This window comes from Paraburkholderia phymatum (assembly GCF_038900715.1).
GTDB lineage: Bacteria > Pseudomonadota > Gammaproteobacteria > Burkholderiales > Burkholderiaceae > Paraburkholderia > Paraburkholderia phymatum_A.
Window position 1 is genome coordinate 19,747 of the sequence record NZ_JAYMRZ010000018.1, and the last position, 15,124, is coordinate 34,870.

Genomic DNA, 15,124 nt, shown 5'->3' on the forward strand with positions numbered 1-15,124 from the left:
TCCTCACAGTCCGAGAATCATCTGCGCGATGATGTTCTTTTGAATTTCGTTCGAGCCGCCGTAGATCGAAGTCTTGCGATAGTTGAAGTAGTACGCGGCGAGCGGCGCGGCATCGTCGTCGCCCGCGATGCTATGCGCGCGTTCGCCTTCGAGGAACGGCACATCGAAAGGCGCGGCAAGCGGGCCGACGGCTTCGAACATCAGCTCCGTCAGTCCCTGCTGCACTTCCGTGCCCTTGATTTTCAGCATCGACGCTTCCGGCCCCGGACCGCGCCCGCCCGCTTCGTTCGCCACGACGCGCTGCACCGTGACTTCGAGCGCCATCAGTTCGATTTCGAGGCTCGCGACTTTCGCGGCAAAGAGCGGATCGTGCAGAAGCGGCTTGCCGTTCTTCTTGTGCTTCAGCGCGAGATGCTTGAGAAACACGAGTTCGCGCTTCGACTGCCCGACGCGCGCGATGCCCGTACGCTCATGGCCGAGCAGATACTTCGCATAAGTCCAACCGCGATTCTCATCGCCGACGAGATTCTCGACGGGAACCTTCACGTCCTCGAAGAACACTTCGTTGACTTCGTGATCCTCGTCGAGCGTGATGATGGGACGCACGGTGATGCCCAGCGTCTTCATGTCGATCAGCAGGAACGAGATGCCCTCCTGCTTCTTCGCGCCACTGTCGGTGCGCACGAGGCAGAACATCATGTCGGCGTGCTGGCCGAGCGTCGTCCATGTCTTCTGGCCGTTGACGACGTAATGATCGCCGACGCGCTCGGCACGCGTGCGCAGCGACGCCAGATCCGAGCCCGAGCCCGGCTCCGAATAACCCTGGCACCACCAGTCGGTGCCGTCGAGAATGCGCGGCAGATAGTGGCGCTTTTGCGCTTCGCTGCCGTACTTCATCAGCACGGGCGCGACCATCGACACGCCGAACGGCAACACCGTCGGCGCGCCGACGCGCGCGCACTCTTCGTCCCAGATATGGCGCTGTGTCGCGTTCCAGTTCGGGCCGCCATATTCGGCGGGCCATGCAGGCGCCGACCAGCCGCGCTTGCCGAGCAGCTTGTGCCAGTTCGCGAAATCGTCGCGATTCAGACGTTTGTGGTTGAGGACTTTGTCGCGCAGCTCGTCAGGCAGATTCGCTTCGAGCCAGGCGCGGATGTCGGCGCGGAACGCGTCGTCGGCGGGGGAATAGTTCAGATCCATGCGCAGTGTCTCCTGGCCGCGGCCTGTCGCCGCCAGGAGCACTGCGAGCAACGGCTATTGCAGCGGCTCTTTCAGCGCGGCGGGTACAGGCAGCGGCATCACATCGATGCCTTCTTCGACGAGGGCGCGCGCATCTTCGGGCGTCGTGACGCCCCGGATGCTGCGAGCGGGCGCTTCGTTGTAGTGAATGCGCCGCGCTTCCTCGGCAAAGCGGTCGCCCACGTTCTCAGTCTTTTCCAGCACCTCGCGCAGTGCGCGCATCACGTGCGCCTGCAACTCGCTCGCGTTCGCCGGAGCCTTGTCGGACGGCGCGCTCGTCGCCTTCGACAGATTCAGGCGCGGCGCCGACGGCAAACGGCTTACTTCGGTCGCACCGCAAATCGGACATTCGACCAGCTTGCGGGACAACTGCGATTCGAAGTCATCGGTGGAAGCAAACCAGCCTTCGAACCGATGATCGTGCGGACACTGTAGATCGAGGACCTTCATGTGGAATCAGGGCTTGCGTACGAGTTTAGCGCAAAATCAAAATTTGTGAACGGTCGTTCGTTAAAATCGTTTCTGCTTGCGCACTTCGAGCTGGCTGGCGGAAGCGCAGTCGGACGACGCTCCGGCATTGGGCACGGCATGACGTGCAGGCAGAAAACGATAATCAGTGATTCTAGCGCGTTGATGCACGATGCGCCGAAGCGTGAATGGCCGCGCCACAACGAACGTCAGAAAAGGAAACGGCAGCGCCAGGGCTGCCGTTTTACAGACGATCCGCCGAGCCGAAGCGGGCGGCGTGTCAGCCCGCCTCCGCCGCGTTCGCCGGCCAGTCGCCCGACAGCAGCTTCTCGAGCCAGAACGTGCCGATGATCGTCTTCACGTCGCTCAGTTGGCCCGTGCGTATCCATTCCGACACATCCGTCACCTTCGCGATGAACGTTTCCAGGAACTCGCCGTCATCGAGCTTGCGCTCGCCCGCCGTCAGGCCGCGCGCGACATAGATGTCGATGAACTCCGTCGAGTACGAAATGATCGGGTGAATACGCGTCAGATAGACGTACTCGCGCGCCGTGTAGCCCGTTTCTTCGAGCAACTCGCGCTTCGCGCAGGTCAGCGAATCTTCTTCCGGGTCCAGCTTGCCCGCCGGATACTCGTACATCACCTTGCCCATCGCGTAGCGATACTGGCTCTCCATCAGCACGCGGCCGTCCTCGAAGAGAGGGATCACCATCACGGCGCCGGGATGCTTGACGTATTCGCGCGTCGCCGTTTTGCCGTCGGGCAGGCGCACGGTGTCGCACTTGACCGTCATGAAGGGCCCTTGATAAGCCACTTCGCTTTTGATGCAGGTCTCGATGAGCGCAGCGTCGTGATCGGGAAGTTCTGCCATGTGCGGCCTCTTGCGGCGAGAGAGGCGCGACGGCTGGAACCGTCAGCGCCGTTTGACGAGATATTGAAACGTGAAGCCCGGGAAGGCGAACACGATGAACAGGCTGAACGTGATCGCGTAGAACTGCCAGCCTTGTTCGAAGCGGTTGCCGGCGCGCGCTTCGAGCAGGAAGCCGAGCGCGCCGACAATGAAATACAGCACGATCAGTTCGCCGATCCTGATCCACGCGCTTTTCTTCGCGCCCTTCAAAGGCACGACACCGAACAGGCGTTGATTCAGAAACGGCAAGTTGGCGCCCGCGAGCGCCAACAGCACGATGAACCACCCCGCTGCCGACATTACAGCGGCAGCGTATGCGAAATCGCGTTCAGGCAGATCGACATCAGCGGACCGGGAACGATGCCGAGCACCAGCACGGCGACGCCGTTCAGTGCCAGCAGCGTGCGCTTGCAGGCGTCGCCCGCGAGCGGCGCCGTGTCGACGGGGTCGTCGAAGTACATCAGCTTGACGATGCGCAGATAGTAGAACGCGCCGAACAGCGACGTGATCACGGCGAGCACCGCGAGCCACGTGAGACCCGCGTTCATCGTCGCTTCGAGAACCGCGAGCTTCGCGTAGAAGCCGACCGTCGGCGGAATGCCGGCGAGCGAGAACATCATCACCATCATCACGAACGCAAAGATGGGGCTACGCTGGTTGAGGCCCTTGAAGTCTTCGAGCGTTTCGGCTTCGAACTCGCGGCGCGCAAGCAGCATCACGACACCGAACGAGCCGAGGGTCGTCAGCAGATAGATGATGCTGTAGAACATCGCCGAGCCGTATGCGCTCGCGGCCGAACCCGTCTTGCCGTCGACCACGCCGGCCAGCAGGCCGAGCAGCACGAAGCCCATGTTCGAGATCGCCGAGTAAGCCAGCATGCGCTTGACGTTGCGCTGGACGATACCTGTGATGTTGCCGACGATCAGCGACAGCGCGGCGAGAATGACCAGCATCTCCTGCCAGTCGACGGCGAGCGGCAGCAGACCCATCACCAGGAAGCGCAGGCCCCACGCGAATGCCGCGACCTTCGGGCCACCGCCGACGATCAGCGTCATCGCAGTCGGTGCGCCCTGATAGACGTCAGGCACCCACATGTGGAACGGCACGGCGCCCATCTTGAACGCGACACCCGCAACGATGAAGATCACGCCGAACAGCAGCACGACGTCGTTGATGCGGCCCGATGCGACGGCCTTCAGCACTTCGTTCAGTTCGAGCGAGCCCGTCGCGCCGTAAAGCATCGAGATGCCGTACAGCAGGAAGCCCGAAGCCAGCGCGCCCAGCACGTAGTACTTCATCGCGGCTTCGTTCGACGGAGCGGCGTCGCGGCGCAGCGCGATCACCGCGTACAGCGACAGCGACATCAATTCCAGACCGAGGTACAGCGTCAGGAAATTGTTGCCCGAGATCATGATCAGCTGACCCAGCAGCGAGAACATGCCGAGCAGGAAGAAGTTGCCCTCGTACAGGCCGCGGTCTTCCAGGTACTTGCGCGAGTAGATGATCGTCAGCGCGTAGCCAAGCGACACGACCGCCTTCATCACGCTGGCGAACGGGTCCACCACGTACATGCGCGAGAAGAAGTACTGCGGCCCGGCACCCGGCGCTAAGGCTTCGATGGCAAACCAGATGCCGGCCACCACCGACGAAACGAGCGCGATGAAATACGTCGTTTTGCGGCTCTCGGGCCCGGCAAACGTGTCGTTGAGCCACGCGACGACGATGGCGGCCATCACCAGCGCGTCAGGCAACAAGGCGGTCATAGGAGCGTTTTGCATGATCTTTTAAATTCCTCCGCTCGGCATTACTGCGGTAGCGGCAGCTTCGACTGCGCGACGTGGGAGAGGAGGTTTTCCACCGACACGTGCATCACTTCGGTAAAGGGCTTCGGATAGATGCCCATGTACAGCGTCAACGCGGCGAGCACCGCCAGCATGAAGAACTCGCGACGGTTGATGTCGACGAGGCTCTTCACGTGGTCGTTCACCACCGCGCCGAAGTACACGCGCTTGTACATCCACAACGTATAGGCGGCGCCGAGAATCAGCGTCACGGCCGCGCCGAACGCGATCCAGAAGTTGTACTGGACAGCGGCCAGAATCACCATGAACTCGCCGACAAAACCGGAGGTGCCCGGCAGGCCGCAGTTCGCCATCGAGAACAGCATCACGAGCGCGGCGAACTTCGGCATCGTGTTGACGACGCCACCGTAATCGGCGATCTGGCGCGAGTGCATGCGGTCGTACAGCACGCCGATGCAAAGGAACATCGCGCCCGACACGAAGCCGTGCGAGATCATCTGCACGATCGCGCCTTCCGTACCGAGCTGGTTGAAGATGAAGAAGCCGAGTGTGACGAAGCCCATGTGAGCGATCGACGAATACGCGACCAGCTTCTTCATGTCGGCCTGGACCATCGCGACGAAGCCGATGTAGATCACGGCGATCAACGACAGCGTGATCACGACGGGTGCGAGGAAATGGCTCGCATCCGGCGCGATGGGCAGCGAGAAGCGCAGGAAACCGTACGCGCCCAGCTTCAGCATGATCGCGGCCAGCACGACCGAGCCGCCCGTCGGCGCTTCCACGTGCGCGTCAGGCAGCCAGGTGTGGACGGGCCACATCGGCACCTTGACGGCGAACGCGAGGAAGAACGCGATGAAGAGCAGCACCTGCGGCGTCATCGACAGCTTCGCGGCTTGCCACGTCGCCAGATCGAACGTGCCCGTCTGCGTGTACAGATACAGCAGGCCGACCAGCATCAGCAGCGAGCCCATCAGCGTGTAGAGGAAGAACTTGAATGCCGCGTACACGCGGTTCATCCCGCCCCACACGCCGATGATGATGTACATCGGGATCAGCGTCGCTTCGAAGAACACGTAGAACAGCAGGCCGTCCGCCGCGCAGAACACGCCGACCATGATGCCCGACAGGATCAGGAACGCGGCCATGTACTGCGCGACGTTCTTCGTGATCACTTCCCACGCGCTGATCACGACGATCACCGTGATCAGCGCCGTCAGCACGACGAACCACATCGCGATACCGTCGATGCCGAGGTGGTACGTGATATTGAAGCGATCGATCCAGCCGGCCTTCTCTTCGAACTGCAATGCGGCCGTGCTCGTGTCGAAGTCCGTGATCAGCGGAATCGTCACGATGAAACTCAGGACAGAACCGATCAGCGAAATCCAGCGCGCAGGACCGGGGTTTCGATCCGAACCGATGGCCAGAACCACCAGGCCGAAAATAATCGGCATCCAGATCGCGATACTTAGAATCGGAAACGTCGTGTGCATGTGAAGTGTCTCCAGCCTGTTCTTATTTGCCGCCGAGCGTTACAAACAGGGTCAAGAGCCCCAGCATGCCGATGATCATGGCAAACGCGTAATGGTAGATGTAACCCGATTGCAGGAAACGGATCACGCTCGCGAACCAGCCGATAAAGCGCGCGCTTCCGTTGACAATGCCGTCAATGACAACGACATCGCCTTCCTTCCACAGGCCACGGCCGATTGCCACGGCGCCGCGTGCGAACACGACTTCGTTGATTTTGTCCATGTAGTACTTGTTATCCAGCAGCGTGTAGATGGGACCGAACGCGCGGCGCAGCGTAGCGGGCAAGTCCGGGCGCTGCAGGTACAGGAACCACGCCACCACGACACCCGCGAGCGCCAGCCACACCGGCACGCCCGACGCGGCGTGCAGGCCCATCGACGCCCAGCCCTGGAATTCTTCCGCCATCTCGTGCAGCGCCGGATGGTTTTCACTGATGAAGATGACCTTCTCGAACGCCACGCCGTGCTGGAAGAAATCGCCGTACAGCATCGGGCCGATGCCGATCGCGCCGATCACGATCGACGGAATCGCGAGCAGGACCAGCGGCACCCACACCACCCACGGCGTTTCGTGCGGCTCGTGAGCGTGGTCGTCGTGACCGTGACCGTGATCGCCATGGCCGTGCGCAGCAGCTTCGGCGCCCAACGGCGAGTCAGGATGCTTCGGACCGCGGAAGCGCTCTTCGCCGTGGAACACCATGAAGTACATGCGGAACGAGTACAGCGCCGTCACGAACACGCTTGCGACTACCGCGAAGTACGCGAAGCCCGAACCCGGCAGATGCGACAGCTTGACCGCATCGATGATCGAGTCCTTCGAATAGAAGCCCGAGAAGAACGGCGTGCCGATCAGCGCGAGCGAACCGACGAGCGACGTGATCCACGTGATCGGCATGTACTTGCGCAGGCCGCCCATGTTGCGCATGTCCTGGTCGTGGTGCATGCCGATGATGACCGAGCCCGCACCAAGGAACAGCAGCGCCTTGAAGAACGCGTGCGTCATCAGGTGGAACACGGCGACGGGATACGCCGACACGCCGAGCGCAACCGTCATGTAGCCGAGCTGCGACAGCGTCGAGTAAGCGACGACACGCTTGATGTCGTTCTGCACGATGCCCAGGAAGCCCATGAACAGCGCCGTGATCGCGCCGATCACCGTGATGAACGACAGCGCCGAATCCGACAGCTCGAACAGCGGCGACATGCGCGTCACCATGAAGATACCTGCCGTCACCATCGTTGCCGCGTGAATCAGCGCGGAGATCGGCGTCGGGCCTTCCATCGAGTCCGGCAGCCACACGTGCAGCGGGAACTGCGCCGACTTACCCATTGCGCCGATGAAGAGGCAGATGCACGCGACCGTCAGCAGGCCCCAGTCGGTGCCCGGGAACGTCAGCGAAGCCAGTTCGTGGCTCTTCGCGAACACTTCGCCGTAGTTCATCGAGCCGCCGTACGCGAGGATCAGACCGATGCCCAGAAGGAAGCCGAAGTCACCCACGCGGTTGACGATGAACGCCTTCATGTTCGCGTAGATCGCGCTTTCACGCTTGAAGTAAAAGCCGATCAGCAGGTACGACACGAGACCCACTGCTTCCCAGCCGAAGAACAGCTGCAGGAAGTTGTTGCTCATCACGAGCATCAGCATCGAGAACGTGAACAGCGAGATGTACGAGAAGAAACGCTCGTAGCCCGTCTCTTCGTCGGCCATGTAGCCGATCGTGTAGATGTGCACCATCAGCGACACGAAGGTCACGACGCACATCATCATGGCCGTCAGCGTGTCGACGAGGAAGCCGATTTCGAACTTCACCTTGCCGACCGTCATCCATTCGTACACGGTCGCGTTGAAGCTCGCGCCATTCAGCACGTCGAGGAAAACGATGCACGAAAGAACAAACGAAATCGCGACGCCGAGGATCGTGACCGAGTGCGCACCCGCACGCCCGACCGTCTTGCCGAACAGCCCTGCGATCAGCGAGCCGGCCAGCGGTGCGAGCGCAACCGCCAGCAACAGGTTTTCATTGAGTGTCGTTGACATAAGAGCCTGTGCCTGAAATTAACCTTTGAGCTGATCGAGATCCTCGACGTTGATCGTGTCGAGGCTACGGAACAGGGTCACCAGAATTGCGAGGCCGATCGCCGCTTCGGCTGCCGCAACGGTCAGCACGAAGAACACGAAGATCTGGCCATGCACGTCGCCGAGGTAATGCGAGAACGCGACGAAATTCGTGTTGACGGCCAGCAGCATCAGTTCGATCGCCATCAGGATGATGATGACGTTGCGACGGTTCAGGAATATGCCGACGACGCTGATCGCGAACAGGATCGCGCCGAGCACGAGGTAATGGGCAAGTGACAACATGTTTCTCTCCTCTGCGTCAGCTGTTCTTGCCGGCGCCAGCGTCGCCGGTGATGGCTTCAGGTTCAGCCAGACGTTCCTTCTCTGCCGCCATCTTGACCACGCGCACGCGGTCTTCGCGGCGCACCTTCACCTGCTCCGACACGCGCTGGCGCTTGCTGTCCTTGCCGTGGCGCGCGGTCAGCGCCATCGCCGCGATGATCGCGACCAGCAGCACGAGGCCGGCCACTTCGAACGCGAAGATGTAATCCGTGTAGATGACCTTGCCGATCAGGCGCGTGTTCGACCAGTCGGCGGCGCCCGCGACGGCAGCCGTCGTGTCACGCACGGGTTGAACCGTCGCGCCGTAGCCGTGCCACAGGATCAGCGCCGTTTCGACCACGATAATGGCGCCCACCACCGCCGCCATCGGCACGAAGCGTTTGAAGTCGCGCCGCAGCACGTCGAGATTGATGTCCAGCATCATCACGACGAACAGGAACAGCACCATCACCGCGCCGACGTACACCAGCACCAGCAGGATCGCGAGGAATTCCGCCTGCAGCAGCATCCAGATCGCGGCCGCGTTGAAGAACGCGAGCACGAGGAACAACGCGGATGCCACCGGGTTGCGCGAAGTGATCACCTTCAGCCCTGACACCGTCAGGAGTAACGCGAAGATGTAGAACAGTACGGTCGTGAATTCCATGATTACCGATTCATCGTTAGGCCATCGTCAGGCTTGGTGCTTCGGCGCGCGTCTTCTGATACATCGCTTTCTCTGACGCGGCACCCAAGCGGTCTGGCAGCGCCGCACGGTTTTGTGCCTGGTAAGCCGTGCGGCGTCGAACTGCTATATCAACCCAAATCAACGATAGGGTGCGTCGGCTGCCTTGTTCGCAGCGATTTCCGTTTCGTAACGGTCGCCGACTGCCAGCAGCATGTCCTTCGTGAAGTACAGGTCGCCCCGCTTTTCGCCGTGATATTCGAGGATGTGCGTCTCGACGATCGAATCGACCGGGCAGCTCTCCTCGCAGAAACCGCAGAAGATGCACTTGGTCAGGTCGATGTCATAGCGCGTCGTGCGGCGTGTGTTGTCCGCGCGCGTTTCCGATTCGATCGTGATCGCGAGCGCCGGGCACACCGCTTCGCACAGCTTGCATGCGATGCAGCGCTCTTCGCCGTTTTCATACCGGCGCAGTGCGTGCAGCCCGCGGAAACGCGGCGAGATCGGGGTCTTCTCTTCCGGGAACTGCACCGTGATCTTGCGCTGGAACGTATAGCGTCCCGTCAGCGCGAGGCCTTTCAGCAGTTCGGTCAGAAAGAAGGTCTTGAAGAAGTTTTGGATTGCGGTCATGGTTCGTCCGCCTCCTTAATTCCAGATATTCAACGGCGACATGATCCAGAGGCCGACCACGATCACCCAGATCACGGTAACCGGCAGGAACACCTTCCAGCCCAGACGCATGATCTGGTCATAGCGGTAGCGCGGGAACGTCGCACGCGCCCAGATGAATACCGACAACAGGAAGAATACTTTCAGGACCAGCCAGAAGATGCCGGGGATAAACGACAGGAACCCGAACGGCGCACTCCAGCCGCCCAGGAACAGGACGGAAGCCAGCGCCGAGATCACGATCATGTTGATGTACTCGGCGAGGAAGAACAGCGCGAACGCCATGCCCGAATAATCGATCATGTGACCTGCGACGATTTCCGACTCGCCTTCCACCACGTCGAACGGGTGACGGTTCGTTTCGGCGATGCCCGAGATGAAGTACACGACGAACGCGGGCAGCAGCGGCAGCCAGTTCCACGACAGGAACGTCACGCCATGGCTCGCGAAGATGCCGCGCATCTGCGATCCGACGATGTCCGAGAGGTTCATCGTGCCAGCCGTCATCATCACGACGACGAGTGCGAAGCCCATCGAGATTTCGTACGACACCATCTGTGCCGCCGCGCGCATTGCGCCGAGGAACGCGTACTTCGAGTTCGACGCCCAGCCCGCGAGAATCACGCCATACACGCCCATCGACGAAATCGAGATCGCGTACAGCAGCCCCGCGTTGATGTCGCCGAGCACGGCGCCCGACTGGAACGGAATCACCGCCCACACCGCGAACGCCGGGACCACCACCATGATCGGCGCGATCAGGTAGATCCAGCGGCTCGCTTGCGTCGGCTGAATGACTTCCTTGAGGAGCAGCTTCAGCACGTCGGCGATCGGCTGCAGGAGACCCGCCGGGCCGACGCGGTTCGGGCCGAGACGCACGTGCATCCAGCCGATCAGCTTACGTTCCCACAGGATCAGGTAAGCCACGCACAGCAGGATCGCGACGGACACCACGAGGATGCGCACGAGTGCCCACACCGTAGGCCAGGCCACGCCGAGAAGCTGGCTACCGCCCGCGTTGATCGTATCGAACAAGGTCATTTACGCCTTCTCCACCACCAGTTCACCGAACAGGCTGCCCAGCGCTGCACCGGCAGGCGTAGCCGCCGATACGCGGACGACCGTCTCCGCAAGATTCGCATCACGCACGGCCGGAACCTGCACCGAGCGATCGCCCTGACGAACGCGCACCGCGTCGCCTTCCTTCAAACCCAGCTTGTCGAACAGCGCGGCCGGCAAGCCGATCGTGTGCGCGGCGCGCGCGGCCGCCGTCAGTTGCAACGACTCTGCGCGGCGCACGAGCGGATCGGCGTGATAGATCGGCACATCGGCGATGCGCTCGAACGTGCCATCCGCCGCCTTCGCCACGCTGCTGCGCGCGACGGCCGTCGTCGTCCTGTTCGACAGGCGCGGCGTCAGATCGCCATCGCCCAACGCGGCGACGCGCACTTCTTCGGCCGTGTCGTATTCGAAGCCCGGCACGCCGAGCAGGCTGCCCAGCACGCGCAGAACCTTCCATGCGGGACGCGTATCGCCCAGCGGACGCACGACGCCGTTGAACATCTGCACCGTGCCTTCCGCGTTGATGAACGTGCCGGCGGTTTCCGTGAACGGCGCGATCGGCAGCAGGACGTCCGCGTATTCGGCGCCCGTCTGGAACGGCGACATCACGACGACCATTTCCGCCTGGTTCAGCGCGGCGAGCGCTTGCGCCGGATTGGCCGTGTCGAATTCCGGTTCGAGGTTCAGCAGCAGATAACCCTTGCGCGGCTGCTCGAAGACTTCGCGAGCGTTCAGACCGCCCTCGCCCGGCAATGCGCCGACGAGATGCGCGCCGACCGTGTTCGCCGCTTCCGTCAGGAAGCCGAGCGATGCGCCCGTGGCATCAGCGATCCATTGAGCCGCTGCGTGAATGCGCGCGAATTCCGGATGCTGGACCGCACCGTTGCCGAGCAGCACGACGCGAAGCTCGCCCGTGGTAAGCGATGCCGCCGTCTGCTTCGCGACATCCGACGCCTGCGTGCCTGCGAACGCTTTCGGCAGCGCAACGCCCTTCACTTCCGACACGGCGGCAGCGATGCCGGCCAGTTCGCCGAGCCATGCGGACGGTGCCGCGGCAATGCGCGTAGCTTGCGGGATCAGCGCGTCGTCGCGGGTGGCTTGCAGCAGCGTGATCTTCGCGCCGCCCTTCGCTGCCTGGCGCAGACGCGCGGCAAACAGCGGGTGGTCGCGGCGCAGCGACGAGCCGATCACCAATGCCGAATCGAGGATCGACAGATTGGCGATAGCCGTACCCAGCCACGGCGTGCCGTTTGCGTCCGCCGTGAAGTCCGTCTGACGCAGACGGAAATCGACGTTCGGCGTACCGACCGCTTCCGCGATTTTCTTCAGCAGGAACAGTTCTTCGACCGTGCTATGCGCACTGCCGAGCGCGGCAAACGCGTCCGCGCCGTGATCCGCCTTGATGCCCTTCAGGCCCTTGACGACGTATTCGAGTGCCGTCTGCCAGTCCGTTTCGATCCACTGGCCGCCTTGCTTGAGCATCGGGCGCGTCAGACGTTCCGGGCTGTTCAGGCCTTCGTACGAGAAACGGTCCTTGTCCGAGATCCAGCACTCGTTGATCGCTTCGTTTTCGAACGGCAGCACACGCATCACGCGGTTGTTCTTCACCTGCACCACGAGGTTCGCGCCGACGGAATCGTGCGGGCTCACCGACTTGCGGCGCGACAGTTCCCACGTACGCGCGCTGTAGCGGAACGGCTTGCTGGTCAGCGCGCCGACCGGGCACAGGTCGATCATGTTGCCCGACAGTTCGGAGTCGACCGTCTTGCCGACGAACGACGTAATTTCCGAGTGCTCGCCGCGGCCCAGCATGCCGAGCTCCATCACGCCGGCGATCTCTTCGCCGAAACGGACGCAGCGCGTGCAGTGAATGCAGCGCGTCATTTCTTCCATCGAGATCAGCGGGCCGACGTTCTTGTGGAACACGACGCGCTTCTCTTCGCTATAACGCGACGACGACTTGCCGTAACCGACGGCCAGATCCTGCAGCTGACACTCGCCGCCCTGATCGCAGATCGGGCAATCGAGCGGGTGATTGATCAGCAGGAACTCCATCACCGATTGCTGACCCTTCACCGCCTTTTCCGACTTCGTGCGCACGATCATGCCCGCCGACACCGGCGTCGCGCATGCAGGCACAGCCTTCGGCATCTTCTCGACATCGACGAGACACATCCGGCAGTTGGCCGCAATCGACAGCTTCTTGTGATAGCAGAAGTGAGGGATGTAGGTATCGACCTTATGCGCAGCCTGAATGATCATGCTGCCTTCGGCCACCTCTACTTTCTTGCCGTCTATTTCAAGTTCAACCATGATGGTCAATCTTCCTTAACCTGTTACCGCTCAATCGTTCGCCCGCTCGCCGCTGCGCTTTTGCGCGAAGCGGCGGCTCCCGCGCTTGCCTCTGGCTTTACTCTGGCGTTATGCAGCGACCGTTTCCGATGCCGCCGCTGCGCCCGCATGACCGCCGACGAGGCAACGCTTGTTGGCGACGTGATACTCGAATTCGTCCCAGTAGTGCTTGAGCATGCCGCGCACGGGCATGGCGGCTGCATCGCCGAGCGCGCAGATCGTGCGGCCCATGATGTTCTCGGCGACCGAGTTCAGCAGATCCAGATCTTCCTGGCGGCCGAGGCCGTGTTCGATGCGATGCACGACGCGATACAGCCAGCCCGTGCCTTCGCGGCACGGCGTGCACTGACCACACGATTCTTCGTAATAGAAGTACGACAGGCGCAACAGCGAGCGCACCATGCAGCGCGTCTCGTCCATCACGATGACGGCACCCGAACCAAGCATCGAACCCGCCTTCGCGATCGAATCGTAGTCCATGTCGGTTTGCATCATGATGTCGCCCGGAATCACGGGCGCCGACGAACCGCCGGGAATCACGGCCTTGATCTTCTTGCCGCCGCGCATGCCGCCTGCGAGTTCCATCAGCGTCGAGAACGGCGTGCCGAGCGGAATTTCGTAGTTGCCCGGACGCTCGACGTCACCCGACACCGAGAAGATCTTCGTGCCGCCGTTGTTCGGCTTGCCCATTTCGAGGTAAGCCTGCGGACCGACTTCCAGCAGGAACGGCACGGCTGCGAACGTTTCGGTGTTGTTGATCGTGGTCGGCTTGCCGTACACGCCGAAGCTCGCCGGGAACGGCGGCTTGAAGCGCGGCTGGCCCTTCTTGCCTTCCAGCGATTCGAGCAGCGCGGTTTCTTCGCCGCAGATGTAGGCGCCGTATCCGTGGTGCGCATGCAGCTGGAACGAGAAGCCCGAGCCCATGATGTTGTCGCCGAGGAAGCCGGCTGCGCGCGCTTCCTCCAGCGCCTCTTCGAAGCGCTTATAGACTTCGAAGATTTCGCCGTGGATGTAGTTGTAGCCGACCGTGATGCCCATCGCGTATGCGCCGATGGCCATGCCTTCGATCAGCGAATGCGGATTCCAGCGCAGGATGTCGCGGTCCTTGAACGTGCCGGGCTCGCCTTCGTCAGAGTTGCAGACGAGATACTTCTGCCCCGGAAACTGGCGCGGCATGAAGCTCCACTTCAGGCCCGTCGGGAAGCCCGCACCACCTCGGCCGCGCAGACCCGACGCCTTCACGTCGGCGATCACCTGCTCCGGCGGAATCTTCTCTTCGAGGATACGGCGCAGCTGCTTGTAACCACCGCGCGCCACGTAGTCTTGAAGATGCCAGTTGTCGCCGTTCAGGCCGGCGAGAATCAGCGGTTTGATGTGACGATCGTGCAAAGACGTCATTTCGAAAGTTCCTCGAGCAGCTGGTCGATCTTCTCGCGGCTCATGAAGCTGCACATCCGATGGTTGTTCACGAGCAGCACGGGAGCGTCACCGCACGAACCCATGCACTCGCCCTCTTTCAGGGTGAACTTGCCGTCCGGGGTGGTTTCGCCGAAGTCGATGCCGAGCTTCTGCTTCAGATATTCGGCGGCGCTGTCCGAACCGCCATCGGGACCGAGCTGGCACGGCAGGTTCGTGCAGAGCGTGATCTTGTGTTTGCCGACAGGCGACGTCTCGAACATCGTGTAGAAGGTCGCGACCTCCTGCACGGCGACGGCCGGCATGCCGAGATAGTCCGCGACGAACTCCATCAGTTCGGGCGACAGCCAGCCATGTTCCTGCTGACCGACGGCCAGCGCCGCCATCACGGCGGACGGTTTCTGATCGGCGGGGTACTTCGTGATCGCACGATCGATTTCTTTCAGGCCTTCAGCTGAGATCATTTTCAGACACGACTCTTTCAATTCCTACCGAACGAAAACCTGTCGCGCACTGCTTGTTGCGACAGACCCGGCGTTCCTTTGCTTGACGCGCGCCCCGCTTGTCATGCGTTATCGGCTACGTGAGCGCGCGCCTTGATGAATA

14 protein-coding genes are annotated in these 15,124 nt (G+C 61.9%); all 14 read right to left on the reverse strand.

The annotated features are described in order from the left end of the window. Positions 1 to 3 precede the first annotated feature (3 nt). Entirely contained in the window at positions 4 to 1,200 is a 1,197-nt protein-coding gene (locus VSR68_RS28370) for an acyl-CoA dehydrogenase family protein (RefSeq protein WP_342943029.1), read from the reverse strand. A 54-nt stretch (positions 1,201 to 1,254) separates the two neighbouring features. Next, complete coding sequence (locus VSR68_RS28375) at positions 1,255 to 1,689, reverse strand: DUF1178 family protein (protein WP_342943030.1); 435 nt, start codon at positions 1,687 to 1,689, stop codon at positions 1,255 to 1,257. A 298-nt stretch (positions 1,690 to 1,987) separates the two neighbouring features. After that, positions 1,988 to 2,578 carry an NUDIX hydrolase gene (locus VSR68_RS28380; RefSeq protein WP_342943031.1) on the reverse strand — a complete coding sequence of 197 codons (591 nt, stop codon included), beginning with the start codon at positions 2,576 to 2,578 and terminating at the stop codon, positions 1,988 to 1,990. A gap of 42 nt (positions 2,579 to 2,620) precedes the next feature. After that, positions 2,621 to 2,917, reverse strand: coding sequence for a DUF2818 family protein (locus VSR68_RS28385; protein ID WP_342943032.1), 297 nt, complete (start codon positions 2,915 to 2,917; stop codon positions 2,621 to 2,623). After that, entirely contained in the window at positions 2,917 to 4,395 is a 1,479-nt protein-coding gene (gene nuoN, locus VSR68_RS28390; protein ID WP_342943033.1) for an NADH-quinone oxidoreductase subunit NuoN, read from the reverse strand. The genes VSR68_RS28385 and nuoN overlap by 1 nt, the downstream gene beginning before the upstream one ends. Positions 4,396 to 4,421: 26 nt before the next feature. After that, positions 4,422 to 5,915, reverse strand: a complete 1,494-nt coding sequence (locus VSR68_RS28395) for an NADH-quinone oxidoreductase subunit M (protein WP_342943034.1) — start codon at positions 5,913 to 5,915, stop codon at positions 4,422 to 4,424. A 22-nt stretch (positions 5,916 to 5,937) separates the two neighbouring features. Next, on the reverse strand, positions 5,938 to 7,992 hold the full coding sequence (gene nuoL / locus VSR68_RS28400) for an NADH-quinone oxidoreductase subunit L (RefSeq protein WP_342943035.1): 2,055 nt from the start codon (positions 7,990 to 7,992) through the stop codon (positions 5,938 to 5,940). A gap of 18 nt (positions 7,993 to 8,010) precedes the next feature. After that, positions 8,011 to 8,316 (reverse strand): NADH-quinone oxidoreductase subunit NuoK, encoded by a 306-nt coding sequence (gene nuoK, locus VSR68_RS28405; RefSeq protein ID WP_087733282.1) that lies wholly within the window; start codon positions 8,314 to 8,316, stop codon positions 8,011 to 8,013. Between the two features lie 16 nt (positions 8,317 to 8,332). After that, complete coding sequence (locus VSR68_RS28410) at positions 8,333 to 9,001, reverse strand: NADH-quinone oxidoreductase subunit J (RefSeq protein ID WP_342943036.1); 669 nt, start codon at positions 8,999 to 9,001, stop codon at positions 8,333 to 8,335. A 159-nt stretch (positions 9,002 to 9,160) separates the two neighbouring features. After that, on the reverse strand, positions 9,161 to 9,649 hold the full coding sequence (gene nuoI, locus VSR68_RS28415; protein WP_007588142.1) for an NADH-quinone oxidoreductase subunit NuoI: 489 nt from the start codon (positions 9,647 to 9,649) through the stop codon (positions 9,161 to 9,163). Positions 9,650 to 9,664: 15 nt separating this feature from the next. Further along, positions 9,665 to 10,729: an NADH-quinone oxidoreductase subunit NuoH gene (gene nuoH, locus VSR68_RS28420; RefSeq protein WP_342936310.1), complete on the reverse strand. Its 1,065-nt coding sequence runs from the start codon at positions 10,727 to 10,729 to the stop codon at positions 9,665 to 9,667. Beyond that, the gene (gene nuoG, locus VSR68_RS28425) at positions 10,730 to 13,063 is read right to left on the reverse strand and encodes an NADH-quinone oxidoreductase subunit NuoG (RefSeq protein ID WP_342943037.1); all 2,334 of its coding nucleotides are present in this window, start codon (positions 13,061 to 13,063) and stop codon (positions 10,730 to 10,732) included. It abuts the gene before it with no gap. A 108-nt stretch (positions 13,064 to 13,171) separates the two neighbouring features. Beyond that, entirely contained in the window at positions 13,172 to 14,500 is a 1,329-nt protein-coding gene (gene nuoF / locus VSR68_RS28430) for an NADH-quinone oxidoreductase subunit NuoF (protein WP_342943038.1), read from the reverse strand. Continuing rightward, positions 14,497 to 14,982, reverse strand: coding sequence for an NADH-quinone oxidoreductase subunit NuoE (gene nuoE, locus VSR68_RS28435; protein ID WP_342943039.1), 486 nt, complete (start codon positions 14,980 to 14,982; stop codon positions 14,497 to 14,499). Before nuoE ends, nuoF begins: the two co-directional genes overlap by 4 nt. Positions 14,983 to 15,124 lie beyond the last annotated feature (142 nt).

What these genes read in the sequence shown, in the direction of transcription:
- VSR68_RS28370 (WP_342943029.1), bottom strand. Translation starts at nt 1,200, where the DNA reads ATGGATCTGAACTATTCCCCCGCCGACGACGCGTTCCGCGCCGACATC.
- VSR68_RS28375 (WP_342943030.1), bottom strand. Translation starts at nt 1,689, where the DNA reads ATGAAGGTCCTCGATCTACAGTGTCCGCACGATCATCGGTTCGAAGGC.
- VSR68_RS28380 (WP_342943031.1), bottom strand. Translation starts at nt 2,578, where the DNA reads ATGGCAGAACTTCCCGATCACGACGCTGCGCTCATCGAGACCTGCATC.
- VSR68_RS28385 (WP_342943032.1), bottom strand. Translation starts at nt 2,917, where the DNA reads ATGTCGGCAGCGGGGTGGTTCATCGTGCTGTTGGCGCTCGCGGGCGCC.
- nuoN (WP_342943033.1), bottom strand. Translation starts at nt 4,395, where the DNA reads ATGCAAAACGCTCCTATGACCGCCTTGTTGCCTGACGCGCTGGTGATG.
- VSR68_RS28395 (WP_342943034.1), bottom strand. Translation starts at nt 5,915, where the DNA reads ATGCACACGACGTTTCCGATTCTAAGTATCGCGATCTGGATGCCGATT.
- nuoL (WP_342943035.1), bottom strand. Translation starts at nt 7,992, where the DNA reads ATGTCAACGACACTCAATGAAAACCTGTTGCTGGCGGTTGCGCTCGCA.
- nuoK (WP_087733282.1), bottom strand. Translation starts at nt 8,316, where the DNA reads ATGTTGTCACTTGCCCATTACCTCGTGCTCGGCGCGATCCTGTTCGCG.
- VSR68_RS28410 (WP_342943036.1), bottom strand. Translation starts at nt 9,001, where the DNA reads ATGGAATTCACGACCGTACTGTTCTACATCTTCGCGTTACTCCTGACG.
- nuoI (WP_007588142.1), bottom strand. Translation starts at nt 9,649, where the DNA reads ATGACCGCAATCCAAAACTTCTTCAAGACCTTCTTTCTGACCGAACTG.
- nuoH (WP_342936310.1), bottom strand. Translation starts at nt 10,729, where the DNA reads ATGACCTTGTTCGATACGATCAACGCGGGCGGTAGCCAGCTTCTCGGC.
- nuoG (WP_342943037.1), bottom strand. Translation starts at nt 13,063, where the DNA reads ATGGTTGAACTTGAAATAGACGGCAAGAAAGTAGAGGTGGCCGAAGGC.
- nuoF (WP_342943038.1), bottom strand. Translation starts at nt 14,500, where the DNA reads ATGACGTCTTTGCACGATCGTCACATCAAACCGCTGATTCTCGCCGGC.
- nuoE (WP_342943039.1), bottom strand. Translation starts at nt 14,982, where the DNA reads ATGATCTCAGCTGAAGGCCTGAAAGAAATCGATCGTGCGATCACGAAG.